At 70.0% G+C, this 12,538-nt stretch carries 18 protein-coding genes and 1 tRNA gene; 9 read left to right on the top strand and 10 right to left on the bottom strand.

Translation table 11 applies throughout. From position 1 onward, the window contains the following. Positions 1-38 precede the first annotated feature (38 nt). Both AQJ11_RS05380 and AQJ11_RS50280 read right to left on the bottom strand, forming a co-directional pair. Entirely contained in the window at positions 39-716 is a 678-nt protein-coding gene (locus AQJ11_RS05380; RefSeq protein ID WP_059262050.1) for an HdeD family acid-resistance protein, read from the bottom strand. A gap of 372 nt (positions 717-1,088) precedes the next feature. Next, on the bottom strand, positions 1,089-1,484 hold the full coding sequence (locus tag AQJ11_RS50280; RefSeq protein WP_107120789.1) for a hypothetical protein: 396 nt from the start codon (positions 1,482-1,484) through the stop codon (positions 1,089-1,091). A gap of 545 nt (positions 1,485-2,029) precedes the next feature. Here AQJ11_RS50280 and AQJ11_RS52600 point away from each other — a divergent pair. Together AQJ11_RS52600 and AQJ11_RS05365 are read left to right on the top strand one after the other, a co-directional pair. Further along, positions 2,030-2,974, top strand: a complete 945-nt coding sequence (locus tag AQJ11_RS52600) for a PP2C family protein-serine/threonine phosphatase (protein WP_079082226.1) — start codon at positions 2,030-2,032, stop codon at positions 2,972-2,974. Beyond that, a complete protein-coding gene (locus AQJ11_RS05365; protein WP_059262048.1) occupies positions 2,928-4,613 on the top strand; it encodes a ribonuclease J in 1,686 nt (561 codons plus the stop codon). Before AQJ11_RS52600 ends, AQJ11_RS05365 begins: the two co-directional genes overlap by 47 nt. Before the next feature lie 351 nt (positions 4,614-4,964). On the opposite strand, the gene AQJ11_RS48075 is transcribed toward AQJ11_RS05365, so the two are convergent. Further along, positions 4,965-5,276, bottom strand: a complete 312-nt coding sequence (locus AQJ11_RS48075) for an ATP-binding protein (RefSeq protein ID WP_244218122.1) — start codon at positions 5,274-5,276, stop codon at positions 4,965-4,967. Between the two features lie 225 nt (positions 5,277-5,501). On the opposite strand from AQJ11_RS48075, the gene AQJ11_RS50275 reads away from it, so the two are divergent. Then, positions 5,502-5,657, top strand: coding sequence for a hypothetical protein (locus tag AQJ11_RS50275; protein ID WP_208616443.1), 156 nt, complete (start codon positions 5,502-5,504; stop codon positions 5,655-5,657). 86 nt (positions 5,658-5,743) lie between these two features. Here the strand turns inward: AQJ11_RS50275 and AQJ11_RS05355 are convergent. Together AQJ11_RS05355 and AQJ11_RS05350 are read right to left on the bottom strand one after the other, a co-directional pair. Beyond that, positions 5,744-5,817 (bottom strand) — tRNA-Met (locus AQJ11_RS05355). Continuing rightward, entirely contained in the window at positions 5,795-6,244 is a 450-nt protein-coding gene (locus tag AQJ11_RS05350) for an ATP-binding protein (RefSeq protein ID WP_244218121.1), read from the bottom strand. The genes AQJ11_RS05355 and AQJ11_RS05350 overlap by 23 nt, the downstream gene beginning before the upstream one ends. A 152-nt stretch (positions 6,245-6,396) precedes the next feature. Here AQJ11_RS05350 and AQJ11_RS05345 point away from each other — a divergent pair, with 152 nt between their 5' ends. From AQJ11_RS05345 to infA, 3 genes are all read left to right on the top strand, one after another. Further along, the gene (locus AQJ11_RS05345) at positions 6,397-6,714 is read left to right on the top strand and encodes an STAS domain-containing protein (RefSeq protein WP_079082224.1); all 318 of its coding nucleotides are present in this window, start codon (positions 6,397-6,399) and stop codon (positions 6,712-6,714) included. A gap of 630 nt (positions 6,715-7,344) precedes the next feature. Continuing rightward, positions 7,345-8,142, top strand: coding sequence for a GNAT family N-acetyltransferase (locus AQJ11_RS05340; protein ID WP_059262046.1), 798 nt, complete (start codon positions 7,345-7,347; stop codon positions 8,140-8,142). A 73-nt stretch (positions 8,143-8,215) separates the two neighbouring features. Continuing rightward, positions 8,216-8,440 carry a translation initiation factor IF-1 gene (gene infA / locus AQJ11_RS05335; protein ID WP_014675926.1) on the top strand — a complete coding sequence of 75 codons (225 nt, stop codon included), beginning with the start codon at positions 8,216-8,218 and terminating at the stop codon, positions 8,438-8,440. A 23-nt stretch (positions 8,441-8,463) separates the two neighbouring features. Here the strand turns inward: infA and rpsR are convergent, their stop codons facing one another. Genes rpsR through rpmG form a run of 4 tightly spaced genes read right to left on the bottom strand, consistent with a single transcriptional unit; the run spans position 8,464 to position 10,320 of the window. Beyond that, entirely contained in the window at positions 8,464-8,706 is a 243-nt protein-coding gene (gene rpsR, locus AQJ11_RS05330; RefSeq protein ID WP_041665552.1) for a 30S ribosomal protein S18, read from the bottom strand. 20 nt (positions 8,707-8,726) lie between these two features. Continuing rightward, positions 8,727-9,896, bottom strand: coding sequence for a CobW family GTP-binding protein (locus tag AQJ11_RS05325; protein WP_059262045.1), 1,170 nt, complete (start codon positions 9,894-9,896; stop codon positions 8,727-8,729). Continuing rightward, positions 9,893-10,150, bottom strand: coding sequence for a type B 50S ribosomal protein L31 (locus AQJ11_RS05320; RefSeq protein WP_014675923.1), 258 nt, complete (start codon positions 10,148-10,150; stop codon positions 9,893-9,895). The genes AQJ11_RS05325 and AQJ11_RS05320 overlap by 4 nt, the downstream gene beginning before the upstream one ends. Positions 10,151-10,155: 5 nt before the next feature. Beyond that, positions 10,156-10,320, bottom strand: a complete 165-nt coding sequence (gene rpmG, locus AQJ11_RS05315; RefSeq protein WP_059262272.1) for a 50S ribosomal protein L33 — start codon at positions 10,318-10,320, stop codon at positions 10,156-10,158. Positions 10,321-10,401: 81 nt separating this feature from the next. Between rpmG and rpmB the strand changes: the two genes are divergently transcribed. Continuing rightward, complete coding sequence (gene rpmB / locus AQJ11_RS05310; RefSeq protein ID WP_059262044.1) at positions 10,402-10,638, top strand: 50S ribosomal protein L28; 237 nt, start codon at positions 10,402-10,404, stop codon at positions 10,636-10,638. Further along, entirely contained in the window at positions 10,638-10,943 is a 306-nt protein-coding gene (rpsN, locus tag AQJ11_RS05305; RefSeq protein WP_014675920.1) for a 30S ribosomal protein S14, read from the top strand. Before rpmB ends, rpsN begins: the two co-directional genes overlap by 1 nt. Positions 10,944-11,170: 227 nt before the next feature. Here the strand turns inward: rpsN and AQJ11_RS05300 are convergent, their stop codons facing one another. After that, the gene (locus tag AQJ11_RS05300; RefSeq protein ID WP_244218120.1) at positions 11,171-11,398 is read right to left on the bottom strand and encodes a hypothetical protein; all 228 of its coding nucleotides are present in this window, start codon (positions 11,396-11,398) and stop codon (positions 11,171-11,173) included. Between the two features lie 238 nt (positions 11,399-11,636). Here AQJ11_RS05300 and AQJ11_RS05295 point away from each other — a divergent pair, with 238 nt between their 5' ends. Beyond that, a complete protein-coding gene (locus AQJ11_RS05295; RefSeq protein WP_059262042.1) occupies positions 11,637-12,470 on the top strand; it encodes an enoyl-CoA hydratase/isomerase family protein in 834 nt (277 codons plus the stop codon). Positions 12,471-12,538: the final 68 nt, after the last annotated feature.

Raw genomic sequence — 12,538 nt, 5'->3', positions numbered from 1 at the left:
GACCGCTCGCCGACGTCCGATCGATCCGGCTCCACCGGTCAGTGCTGGGGGTGCGGACGTGCGTGGAACAGGGGACGCCGCTGGGTGGCCGTACCGGCAGCCAGATGGCCGATCTCGACGCGTGTCCTGATGGCGCGGACCACTTCGGTCAGGCCGACGACGATGGCCATGATGCCTACCACCAGGGTGAGTGTCGCGATGGAGGAGAACGGCATGACGATCATCACGATGCCGGCCATGGTGCCGATGACGCCGAAGGCCACGTGCCAGCCGCGGCCTGGCATGGTCTCATCGGAGGCCGCCGCGGCCGTCTCCAAGGTGCCCCGGAGCAGCCAGCTGAAGCCGATCCACAGAGCGAGCAGGAAGACCGACTCAAGGGGGCCCCGGAAGCAGACCAGTCCCAGCAGGATGGAGGCCGCGCCGGTGATGAAGTGCAGTACGCGAAGATGCCGGGGGACGTGGGTGCCGAAGGCGGCGGCGAGTTGGAAGACACCGGTGGCCAGCAGGTAGACGCCGAAGAGCACGCCGACGACGCGCAGCGTCTCGCCCGGCCAGACCAGGGCGATGACGCCCAGGGCGATGGTGGCGAGGCCCATGGTGAGCAGGATCTGCCAGCCCGCGTTCGCCAGGGCGGCGATGCCTTCGGCCGCAGGACCCTCTCGTGGCTCGGTGCCGCGTGGCGGAACGGGGCCGGCGGATTCGGAAGGAGATGTCATGGCACCTGCCTCCTTCTGTGAGCAGCGTGGCACGTCACTACATCTCCATCGTCACCCGATCGGCCTCATGTCGCTCGGCGGAAGTGGCAGGGGGCCGTGGCGCATGAGGTACCCCGGGCAAGCCCCTGCCGACGGCCAGGCACAGTCGTGTGTCCCGTTCGGGTTGGCTGGTGAGCCTCACTGGCGCGTTGCGGGGGAAAGTGCTCGACCAGCATCCAGATGCACGCACTGTGCGTATCCCTGGCACCGGTTCAAATCCACGCCGATTCGCATGGGCGGACTCCCTCGGGCAGACGCGCTTCTCAGGGCAGAAGGCGCTCCGGGACGTGCGGCCCGTGATGGACCGCACGTCACGCTCAGTGGATTCCTCAGTCAGTGGCCTCCGCCACCACCGCCGTGGCCTCCGCCGCCATAGCCACCGTGGTCGCCGCCATAGCCGCCGTGGTCTCCACCGCCATAGCCACCGTGGTCGCCGCCATAGCCACCGTGGTCTCCACCGCCATAGCCACCGTGGTCGCCGCCATAGCCGCCATGGTCTCCGCCGAAGCCGAAGCCGTAGCCGCCATAGTCTCCGCCGTAGCCGTAGCCATAGCTGTCGTCATCGTCGTCGCCCCACCAGCCGTGACCGCCGTGGTCGCTGCTGTAGGAGCTGAGGTTGCCGTGTTCCGCGGCGAAGGCGCTGCCTGCCGTGCCGATTGCCGCCGCACCGGTCAGCAGCAGGCCCGAAGCGGACAACGCGACGAGACGCCGAATGCGCTGTGATCGCATGGGAATACCTTCCGTCTCCATCTTCTTTCGCGGGTCCCGTGAGGGAGGCGCGAGGCGGATGGCCGTCGCCGGGCTCGACAAGCGGGGTGCGGCGCGGTCTTCAGGTGTCACCGCAGCAAGATTGAAGGAACGACCTGTTCACCGATCTCTCCGGGGCCCACGCGCGCGTCATTCGCTTGATCGGGTGCTGTGACCGGGAGGCTGGCAAGCCTGTGAGCGAAAGGCACAGGGCGTGTCGTTGACTGCGGCCTTCGCCCAGAGAGTGTAGTCCCACATGCGCTGCACGGCATGTCGAGCAAGGGCGGCAGAAGCGACCGTCCCGATTCCGCTGATCGCGCTGATCACGGTCGTCGACGTCCACTCCCCCACGAACATCCACCTGGGGCCGCTCCTGGTGATCGCTCCTGCCCTCGCGCCGTCCTTCGCCGGGCCGAGGACCACAGCAGCGGTCGGTGCCCTCGCCGTCGCGGCCCAGGTCTTCATCGCTGTCCTGCACGGCGGGCTGACCACCAGCAACCATCTGGCCCAGATCGCCGCGCTGACAGATCGCCTGCCGCCATCTCGCCGCCGCGGAGGAGACCCAGATCGGCGGCGACCTCTACACCGCCACCCGCACCGACCACACCACCCGCCTGCTGATCGGGGACGTACGCGGCAAAGGTCCGGCCGCGGTCGGTGAAGCCTCCCTCCTGCTCAGCGCCTTCCGCCTCACCACCGCCGGCCACCCCAGCCTGCCCGGCCTCGCCACCCCCCTGGACGACCACGTCCACCGCTACCTCACCGACTTCTCCGCCACCGACGACGAAACGGGCGAACACTTCATCACGGCCCTTCTCCTGGACCTGCCCGCCGACGAGCCCCTCGCCCGTCTCACTGCGGGCACCCGCCACCCCTGCTCCTGCGGCCGAGCCAAGAGCCCCGGCCGGTCGCCGCCGACGCGGCCCCGCCCCTGGGCGTCCCGCCTCACCTCGGCCAACTCGCACGCCGAGACCACCGTGCCCTTCGACACCGGAGACACCCTGCTGCTGTACACCGACGGCGTGATCGACGCCCGCGACACCTCCGGCGCCCTCCATCCGCTGGCCGAGCGCGTCGCCCGCTGGGCCCGCTGCCCGCCGACCGCACTGGTCAAGCACCTGCGCCGCGACCTGCTCACACCTCGTTCCACGTCCTGGACCAGCATGCACTGGGCCAGGGCCGCCCCGATGGGGCCGGTCCCCTCCACTCCGGGTGGTCGGGAAGACCTCGCTGCCGATCACTTCCCCACCGAGGAGAGCGCTGGACGGCACGCCCTGTTGAGACGGACCCCTCGGCATCAGCAGCGCACCATCCCCCGCCGGCGGTCGGCGAGCGCCGGTACGTCGTCGGCGGCGGGGCGTATCGAGCGCTCGGATACCGCAGGCAGTGGATCACCTTGCGCCGCTCTCCGGGTACCGTCAGGGTATGAGTCATCCACACCCCGAACTGAAAGCCGCCCCACCCCTTGCTGAAGGAGGGCTGCGGGTCATCGCCCTGGGCGGCCTGGGTGAGATCGGCCGCAACATGACCGTCTTCGAGCACGCGGGCAAGCTGCTGATCGTCGACTGCGGCGTGCTGTTCCCCGAGGAGACCCAGCCCGGCGTGGACGTGATCCTGCCGGACTTCACCTCGATCCGGGACCGGCTGGACGACATCGTGGCCGTGGTACTCACCCACGGCCACGAGGACCACATCGGCGGCGTGCCGTACCTGCTGCGCGAGCGGCGCGACATTCCCGTCGTCGGCTCCAAGCTGACGCTGGCGTTCCTGGAGGCCAAGCTCAAGGAACACGGCATCCGGCCGCGCACGGTGCGGGTGCGGGAGGGCGACCGGCGTGGCTTCGGCCCCTTCGACTGCGAGTTCGTCGCGGTCAACCACTCCATCCCCGACAGCCTCGCGGTCGCGATCCGCACCCGGGCCGGGCTGGTGCTGCACACCGGCGACTTCAAGATGGACCAGTTCCCTCTCGACGACCGCATCACCGATCTGCGCGCCTTCGCCCGCCTCGGCGAGGAGGGCGTGGACCTGTTCCTCACCGACTCCACCAACGCCGAAGTACCCGGCTTCACCACCTCCGAGCGTGAGCTGAACCCGGCGATCGAGCAGGTGATGCGCACCGCGCCGCGCCGGGTCATCGTCTCCAGCTTCGCCAGCCACGTGCACCGCATCCAGCAGGTCCTGGACGCCGCCCACCAGCACGGCCGCAAGGTCGCCTTCGTCGGCCGGTCGATGGTCCGCAACATGGGCATCGCCCGCGACCTGGGCTATCTGAAGGTGCCCTCCGGTCTGGTCGTGAGCACGAAGGAGCTGGAGAAGCTCCCGGACCACAAGATCACTCTGGTGTGCACCGGCTCCCAGGGCGAACCGATGGCCGCGCTGTCTCGGATGGCCAACCGCGACCACGTGATCCGGATCGGCAAGGGCGACACCGTCCTGCTCGCCAGCTCTCTCATCCCCGGCAACGAGAACGCCATCTACCGGGTGATCAACGGACTCACCCGGTGGGGCGCCCACGTGGTCCACAAGGGCAACGCCAAGGTGCACGTCTCCGGGCACGCCAGCGCCGGCGAACTCGTCTACTGCTACAACATCGTCAAGCCCCGCAACGTCATGCCCGTGCACGGCGAATGGCGCCACCTGCGGGCCAACGCCGACCTCGCCATCCGTACCGGTGTCGACCCCGACCGAGTGGTCATCGCCGAGGACGGCGTCGTCGTCGACCTCGTCGACGGGCGCGCGTCCATCACCGGCAAGGTCCCCGCCGGCAACGTCTACGTGGACGGCATGGAAGTCGGCGGCGCCACCGAAGCGTCCCTCAAGGACCGTCTCACCCTCGCCTCCGAAGGCGTGGTCACGGTGGTGGCGATCGTCGACGCGGACACCGGCGCCCTCGCCGAGGCCCCCGACTTCCTGGCCCGCGGCTTCGTCCACGACGACACCACCTTCGAGCCGGTCATCCCCGTCATCGAGAAGACCCTGGCCACCGCAGCCGAGGAAGGCGTCGGGGACGCGCGCCAACTCGAACAGCTCATCGCCCGCGCCGTGGCGAACTGGGCGTTCCGCGCCCACCGCCGCAAGCCCCTGATCATCCCCGTCATCATCGACGCCTGAGCCACAGCCCGGCAGCACTGTCCGGTTCCGGCCGCGGGGCTGCCGGCATGGAGGTCGGCCGCGGGGTCGGCTGCCGCCCCGGCAGGCCGGGGCGGCAGCAGCGAAGGGTAGTGCCGTCGGGGCCGGTGCGGACACGGACGACGTCCGCGAGTTGGTGGACAAGTAGTGGACAAGTAGGAGTCCCCTGCCGCCGGTCTGCGTGGGGCGGGGCGGCCGGCGCCCCAGGGGATCGTTCAGCCGTCCGCCGTCGTGGGCCCTCGCAGACGCCCCGGTCGCTCTCGGTCCGGATCCGCAGCGTGCCCGAGCAGGCGCCGTGGACGACGCTGCCGGTGGTCGGCTCCGCCACCGCGCTCAGGAGTCGAGGCCGAGTTCGGCCCAGACCGTTTTGCCGGGGTGCCTCGGGGTGACGCCCCAGCGTCGGGCGAGTCGGTCGAGGAGTTGCAGGCCAAAACCGCCGGGCTCGGTGTTCGCAGTGGCGCGTTTGCGGGGCCAGCGGTCGCTGGAATCGCTGACGGCTATGCGCAGCCACCGCCCGTTCCAGGTGAGCTGGATCAGGGGCGGGCCGGAGCCGTGGCGGATGGCATTGGTGATCAGTTCCGAGACGAGCAGTTCGGCGGTCTGGATCACCCGGTGCTGGCGCAGCGGACCGCCGAAACCGTCCACGCAGTCACGGACCCAGTGCCGGGCGGCGGTGATACTCGCCGTGACTGCGGGGAAGCGCGTCTCACAGGATGGGATGGTCGATTCGCCGTTCACCAGGTTCCTCCAGCGCGGGTGGCTCTGGGCCGCCGCCGACCGGTGCTCCGCGCAGCCGGTGGGAGCCATCTGTCGGGTTACCCATGCCTGCCAGGTGAACCGTCTGTGTCTGCCGGGTGACCGGCAGATCCCGTGAAAGTCATCCGCCGGGAGTCCGACAGTGCGGGCGCGTGCTGGGTGAGTGGCTGCGGCCCCCTCGACGCCTTCGGCACCGGGATGGACGCCGACACCGCCGTCCTGGCCGTTCCCGCCCCCCGCCCCCCGCCCGACGGCGAAGCACAGCTGTGAGCGAGATGCCCTGTTCGCCGAGAGCCAGGTCCGAATCGGCACACACGCAGTGAAGGCCCGGCGGATGCCGGGCCTTCACGTTTGAGTAGCGGGGACAGGATTTGAACCTGCGACCTCTGGGTTATGAGCCCAGCGAGCTACCGAGCTGCTCCACCCCGCGTCGGTACGGTGAACTGTACGGCACGGATCGGCATCGGCCCAATCGACTTTCGCCTGCGCTCGGAGCTGCGTTTGCCGACCGGCTCGCGCCGGGCTTCCACGCCCTGCGCGACGGCCATCACGATCTCCAGGCCGTGCTGCCCGACGCGGCCGGCGTCCGAGGCCCGCGCCACCGGCAGCACCGGATCGGAGTTCCACACGACGACCTCCACCGCTTCGCCCGTGATCCGCAGTTCCATCAGTACGGGTCCGGGCGCGTACTTGCGGGCGTTGGTGACCAGTTCGCTGACCACCAGCCGGGTGAGGTCCACGGCACGCTGCGAGACCGGTCCTCCTTGCCCGCTCCGGGCACGGGCGAGAAACCCCGCGGCCAGACGGCGGGCCTGGGCGATGCAGGCGCCGTCCGTACCCCCGCAGCCGAGGTTCACCCCGCCTTGTTGCCTGTGCCACGCGAAGACTCCGCCCGTACCATGCCGGGCGGCACTGCGTACGGCGGTGTGAATATGCCAGGATCACTTCTATGGCTGAGGCAGAGATGACCAATACCGGCCCCACTGAGCCGCCAGGCCAGCTATCGGTCGTGTCCACGACCGTCAACGGCATCCGCGTAGTGACCCTGGCCGGAGAGATCGACCACCACACCGGCGACACACTCCGCCAGGCCCTGGACGCCTCCCACACCCCTCGCCCCCGCGTCGTGGTCGACCTGCACCAGGTCACCTTCATGGACTCCAGCGGCATCAACATCTTCATCGCCGCCCACCACACCCTCAGCGAAGCCGACGGCTGGCTGCGCCTGGCCGCACCCGGCGAATCCGTGATGCGCACCCTGAACATCGTCGGCGTCGACACCCTCATCGACTGCCGGGAAACGCTCCGCCAAGCCCTCGGCAACTGACGCTTCAGCACCGGCCTCTCCATCGGCGGGAAGAAATCGGCCCGCAGAGGGGGTGTGGCCGGCCTCGACGACATGACTGGCGGAACCGCCTCCGGGACCGATGCGCGGTCCTGCTGCCCGAGCGGCCGGTGTGCCACCCGGACCACTCACCGGGTTGTCACCGGCCCCTCGTCACGGACCGGATCGTGCAGGGCCGCGCATGCGCGGCGCGCCCCGGCCGTCGGCGCCGCCCACGGCAGGACCGCCATCAACCTCCCGCGAGGCCCGTGATCAGCCTCCCGGCGGCTGGACGCCCTGCGGGCCGCCCGTCCTCTGCCGACAGGTCTACCGAGACCCACGGCCTCAGGATCGCCATCATCGAGACCGAGTTCGGCGAGGACCGCATCGACGGCACCTGCGAGCATGAGCATCCCGAACTCGTGGCGGGCCCCTGAGGACCCCGCGTCGGATAAATGCGTTGGGCTGACCGGCCCCCGCTGATAGCGTCTGGGCAGCCGTGAGAGAACGCGAGGAGGTGAGACCCATGAAGGCTGTATCCATGTGGGTGCTCCCCCATGTCGTCACGGTGGGCGATTGACGTAGGTGTCGCCGGGAGCGCCTCGGACAAGGCACTCCTGAGAGGCAACACCTATGAACTTCGTGCATTCCACTCCGGGCACGGACAGCCATCCGGTTGCGGTCACGCGGGTCTCGGAAACGCAGTGGCACGCCGTGGAGGACGACCTGACGGTCGGCCGCGGCGTCGCTGCGCGTCGGCCCGACGGGCGGCTCTTCGTCAGCATCGACGCGTGGCACGGCGCGGTCTTCGACCGCATCGCCGACGCGATGCTGGCGGACCTGCCGACACCGCTGTACACCGTCGTCGACGAGGCCGACCACGACTCGATGTCCGCCTGGGAGCGGGCCGGCTTCGCCACCGCACGCCGCGAGTGGGGCTATGTCGTGCCCACCGACCCGCAGATCACCGGGCTCGGCTCGGTACGGCCCCCGTCCGGCGTGACGATCCTGCCCGCCGGTGAGGCGGAGGAGGGCCCGCTGCGCGCCCTGGACCGCCTCATCCGCGACGAGGTCGAGGCCACGGCCGGATGGCAGACGATGCCGGCCGAGGTGCTGCCCCGCCCGGCGGGGACCACCGTGCTCGACCCGTCGAAGTACGCGGTGGCGAGGCACGTGGACGCGTACGTGGGACTGGTCCGAGTGGCCCCGCTGACCCGGCAGCCCCGGATCGGGCTGATCGCCGTCCGGTCCGACAGACACCGCCGGGGCATCGCCCGGGCGCTGCTGACCCATGCGCTCGGTTCCTTGCACCGCTCCGGGACCGCTTCGGCATGGGCCGAGGTGGACGAGTCCAACGCGGCGGCCACCGCCCTGTTCGAGAGCATCGGCGCCCGGCGCACGGCCGGCACCCTGGAGCTCGTCCGCCACTGACGCGCGACCACACCGCACCGGGCGACCACTACCTACCGAATTCGCCGTCACACAACGGCAGAAGTGAGAGACCATGACAAAGGCAGCAGGGGGCGTAGAAGCCGAAGGCACCGTCATCGAGTGCCTGCGCAACGCCACCTTCAAGGTGGAACTCCAGAACGGGCACACAGTGCTCGCCCACATCAGCGGGAAGATCCGGAAGAACCGCATCAAGATCCTCCCGTACGACCGAGTGCTCGTGGAACTCAGCCCCTACGACCTCACCCGCGGCCGGATCCGCTACCGGTACCGGGCGTAACGGAAGGTGCGGCGCCCACCGCCCTACCGGGAGCCGTAGGGCAGGAGCGCCATCTCGCGTGCGTTCTTGATGGCCTGGGCTATCTGCCGCTGCTGCTGACGCGTCACGTGGGTCACCCGACGGCTGCGGATCTTTCCGCGGTCGGAGATGAACTTCCGCAGCAAGTCGGTGTCCTTGTAGTCGATGTAGGTGATTCCTGCGGCGTCCAGCGGGTTGGTGCGCTGGGCCTTGGCAGTCTGACGCCGGATGCCGGTGCGTCGGGTCATGGTGAGGTCGGTCCTCTCTTTCAGGTCACGGGGTCGAGCAAGTCGTCGAAGACGTGCGGGAGTTGCTTCCAGCGGTCCCTGCCCGCCGCGTACTCGTCGTCGGTGAGCAGGCATGAGTCGAGCAGGGCCGACAGGCCGTCGCGGTCCAGGCCGGGCGAGGTGAAGGTGAGGTACTGGCAGCGGTCGCCGTGTTCCGGGTGCCAGTCCACGGAGGCGGCGAGGCGGCGCTCGGCGGGCACCATCTCCCAGGCGGCGTCGGGCAGAGCTGCCAGCCAGGGCCCGGCCGACTCCACGCACAGCGCGCCGCCGGCGGCGTCCCAGGACAGCAGTGTGTCGGGGCGGTCCGCGAGCCAGAACCGCCCCCGGCTGCGCGCGGCGGCGCAGGCGAGGTCCTCAAGCGCCGCGTACAGGCGCTGCGGGTGGAAGGGCCGTTCGCGCCGCCAGACGAAGGTGCTCACGCCGTGCTCGTCGCACGACTGCGGCAGCAGCGCGCACGCGGGATGCACACGGGCCGCGGCCGCTGCCACGTCGAAGCCCGCCGACAGCGCCGCCCCCAGGGCGCCGCCGCTCTCCACCCGTACGCTTCGTGCGCCTGGTGTGAGCTGGGCGAGCAGCGCGTGGTCGGTGTCGTCGGCGACCTCGTCGCAAGAAGCGTCGTCGCCGAGGGCGATCACCGTGGGGTACTCCAGCTGCCGGGCGAAGGTGTCGGCGACCGTGCGCTGGTCGGTCGGCGCGGCGGCGAGGCCGACGTCGGCCAGGTCGTCGCCGTTGGAAAGGTACGGCAGGACGAGTGCCGGGTCGACCACGGTGGCGACCCCGGTCAGGGCCAGCGGTGCGCCGGCGGCGGCAACGACTCCGGCCGCGGCCTGCGGCTCGACGGAGTCCCACAGTTCCACGACGACCAGCCGGTACGTTCCCTCCGCTGCGAGCCTCAATAGTTCGGGGACGAGATCCTCGCGAAGTGCGCAGCAGGCGCAGTCGTTCACCAGGGGGGCATCGCCGCTGCCCAGCAGGCCGTCGGCGTCGCGTACCGTCCGGTGCACCATCCTGTCGGCGGCGGATGTCAGGTCGTGGTGCAGCGCGACCGAGCCGGGGACCGTACGCAGGATCTGCTCTACGGCGGCCCGGCGGGCGTCGGCGTGCAACCCGGCGACGATCGCGACCGGCAGCCGCGCCTCGTCCCGGTTCACGGCTTGCTCCGTCCGCGTCCGTAGCGCCGCTCGAAGCGCTCGACCCGCCCCGCGGTGTCCAGGACCCGCTGGGTGCCGGTGTAGAAGGGGTGGCTCGCCGAGGAGATCTCGACGTCGATGACCGGGTAGGTGTTGCCGTCCTCCCATTCGACGGTCTTGTCGCTCGTGGCCGTGGACCGGGTGAGGAAGGCGTAGTCGGCGGCCCGGTCACGGAAGACGACCGGGCGGTAGGCGGGGTGGATTCCGGGCTTCACGGCTCTCAGCGCTCCTCACGGAAGTCGACGTGGCGGCCGGCGACCGGGTCGTACTTGCGCAGGGTGCGCCGGTCGGGGTTGTTACGGCGGTTCTTGCGGGTCACGTAGGTGTAGCCAGTGCCGGCGGTGGACCTCAGCTTGATGATCGGGCGCAGTTCGTTACGGGCCATGGGCAGCACCATACAAGAGATTGGTTTTCATTTTCATCTGGCGCTAGTGTGCTGCCGCATCCACCCCAAGGAGGAACAGCCATGTCCGCCCACTGCCAACTCACCGGCCGACAGCCCGGCTTCGGCCATCACATCTCCCACTCGCACCGGCGGAGCAAGCGCCGTTTCGACCCCAACATCCAGAGCAAGCGCTACTGGCTGCCGAGTGAAGGCCGGCACGTCCGGCTCGCGCTTTCCGCCAAGGGCATCAAGACGGTCGACACGATCGGCATCGAGGCCGCGGTGGCCCGCATCCGCGCCCGTGGGGGGAAGGTCTGATGGCGAAGAAGAGCAAGATCGCGAAGGACGGCCAGCGGCGCCTCGTCGTGGCCCGGTACGCCGCGCGCCGCGCCGCATTGAAGGCGATCATCGCGTTCCCCGGAAGCTCCGACGAGGACCGCGCCGCCGCCCAGCGGGAACTGCGCCGGCATCCCCGCGACGCCAGCATCACCCGCCTGCGCAATCGCGACTCCGTGGACGGCCGCCCCCGCGGCTACCTGCGCGCATTCGGCCTGTCCCGCATCCGCGTACGCGAGATGGCCCACGCGGGCGAGCTCCCTGGCGTGACCAGCAGCAGCTGGTAACCCGGCACGCCAGGGGCTCGCAACGGGCGCGTCGGCAACGCAGCCCGAATCTGTGCCCGGTTCCGAACGCGCCTTCCGCCACTCTGGACGGGGGCGTGCGGCGGCACCGGCTCGTGGCGATCCGCGACGAGCCGGCGGGTACGGCCCAGACCCGGGCCCGGGCGCGGCCACTGAGCACGGCTCGCGCGGCGGCCTGAGCGTCGAGCGGGTCGGCTGGCTCAGCAGGTTCAGGTCTTCGAAGCGAACCGGCCCGGGTAGCGGGACAGGCCCGCGCCGAAGGTGCCGGTGCCCTCTGCACCGGCCCGGCGCACCGCACCCCGCTTACGGGCCCACACGAGCAACTGCCGGTAGTCGGCCGCCGTCGCGGAAAGGACTCCGTTCGAACTCGGTATCGGGTCGGCCGGCTGCCCGTGCAGACCCACCGGGGCGCCTGCTACATGGCGGGTGAACGGCACCGGCCTCAACACCCCGGCCGGCGTGGCTGCCGGCCGGGGCCGAACCCATGAAGCGTGCGGCCGTGAAAGGGTGGTCGCGTACGCCGGTCCGCGGACTGGTGCACCTGTTGCGGCCAGCTGCCGACCACCGAGCGGGACGCGTGGACCCGACCCGGCACCGCCGGGCCTCCCGTACACCTCGCCTCGTTCGTATGACCTGCTTCCAGGCGACACGAGTGCAAGCCAAGGAGACGCATCCGTGAAGGAATGGACCCATTTCTCCGTGACCGCCGAGACCAGGCGGCTGTGGAGGATCACATTCGACAGCCCACCGATCAACCTGGTGTCCCCGGAGATGATCAAGGAGCTTCCGAGGCTTGTCGACCAGATGGAGGCCGCTTCGGAGCTGCGGGTGGCCGTGTTCGAGTCGGCGAACCCCGATTACTTCCTGAACCACTACGACACCACCCGGGTAGCTGAGACTCCCAAGGAACTGGGCGCAAGCGGATACCCGCTGCTGATCGATGCCAGCACCCGCCTGTCACGCCTGCCCGTCGTCTCGATCGCCAAGGTCCGGGGCCGGGTCAGAGGCGTGGGCAGCGAGATGATCCAGGCGATGGACATGCGTTTCGCCAGTGAACGCGCACTGTTCTGCCAGCCCGAGACGGCCAACGGCAACCTGCCGGGCGGAGGCGGCCTTGAACATCTGCCGCTGCTGCTCGGCCGTGCCCGGGCGTTGGAGGTGGCCCTGTCCAGCGACGACTACCCGGGTGAGCTGGCGGAGCGGTACGGCTGGGTCAACCGCACCGTCCGCGACGGCGAACTCGATGTGCTCGTCGACACGCTCGCCCGCCGAATCGCCTCCTTCGACAAAGAATCGATCGCCGCGGTGAAGCAGCGAATCAACCGGTACACGCTGCCGTCAGCAGAGGATCTGCAGTCCTCCTACGACCTTTACATGCACTCCTTCGGCTGGCCGGGGTCCAAGCGCAGGCTTCCGGCCGCGCTCGCCGCAGGACGCAATCAGCCGGGCGACTACGAGATGCGCCTGGGCTACCACCTCGGCCACCAGCCAGAAGAAGACACACGGTGACGCTCCACAACCGGGATCGCTCAGTCAAGCCCTCCGTCGGCAAGCGCCCGCAGCAACGGTGAGCCGAT

It is taken from the genome of Streptomyces corchorusii (assembly GCF_001514055.1).
GTDB lineage: Bacteria > Actinomycetota > Actinomycetes > Streptomycetales > Streptomycetaceae > Streptomyces > Streptomyces olivaceoviridis.
The sequence above is the reverse complement of the archived record's forward strand: the minus strand, read 5'-3'. Positions and strand labels throughout refer to the sequence as shown.

Coding starts and splice junctions, on each gene's coding strand:
- AQJ11_RS05340 (WP_059262046.1), top strand. CDS start 7,345: ATGAACTTCGTGCATTCCACTCCGGGCACGGACAGCCATCCGGTTGCG.
- rpmB (WP_059262044.1), top strand. CDS start 10,402: ATGTCCGCCCACTGCCAACTCACCGGCCGACAGCCCGGCTTCGGCCAT.
- rpsR (WP_041665552.1), bottom strand. CDS start 8,706: ATGACCCGACGCACCGGCATCCGGCGTCAGACTGCCAAGGCCCAGCGC.
- AQJ11_RS50280 (WP_107120789.1), bottom strand. CDS start 1,484: ATGCGATCACAGCGCATTCGGCGTCTCGTCGCGTTGTCCGCTTCGGGC.
- infA (WP_014675926.1), top strand. CDS start 8,216: ATGACAAAGGCAGCAGGGGGCGTAGAAGCCGAAGGCACCGTCATCGAG.
- rpmG (WP_059262272.1), bottom strand. CDS start 10,320: ATGGCCCGTAACGAACTGCGCCCGATCATCAAGCTGAGGTCCACCGCC.
- AQJ11_RS05365 (WP_059262048.1), top strand. CDS start 2,928: ATGAGTCATCCACACCCCGAACTGAAAGCCGCCCCACCCCTTGCTGAA.
- rpsN (WP_014675920.1), top strand. CDS start 10,638: ATGGCGAAGAAGAGCAAGATCGCGAAGGACGGCCAGCGGCGCCTCGTC.
- AQJ11_RS05380 (WP_059262050.1), bottom strand. CDS start 716: ATGACATCTCCTTCCGAATCCGCCGGCCCCGTTCCGCCACGCGGCACC.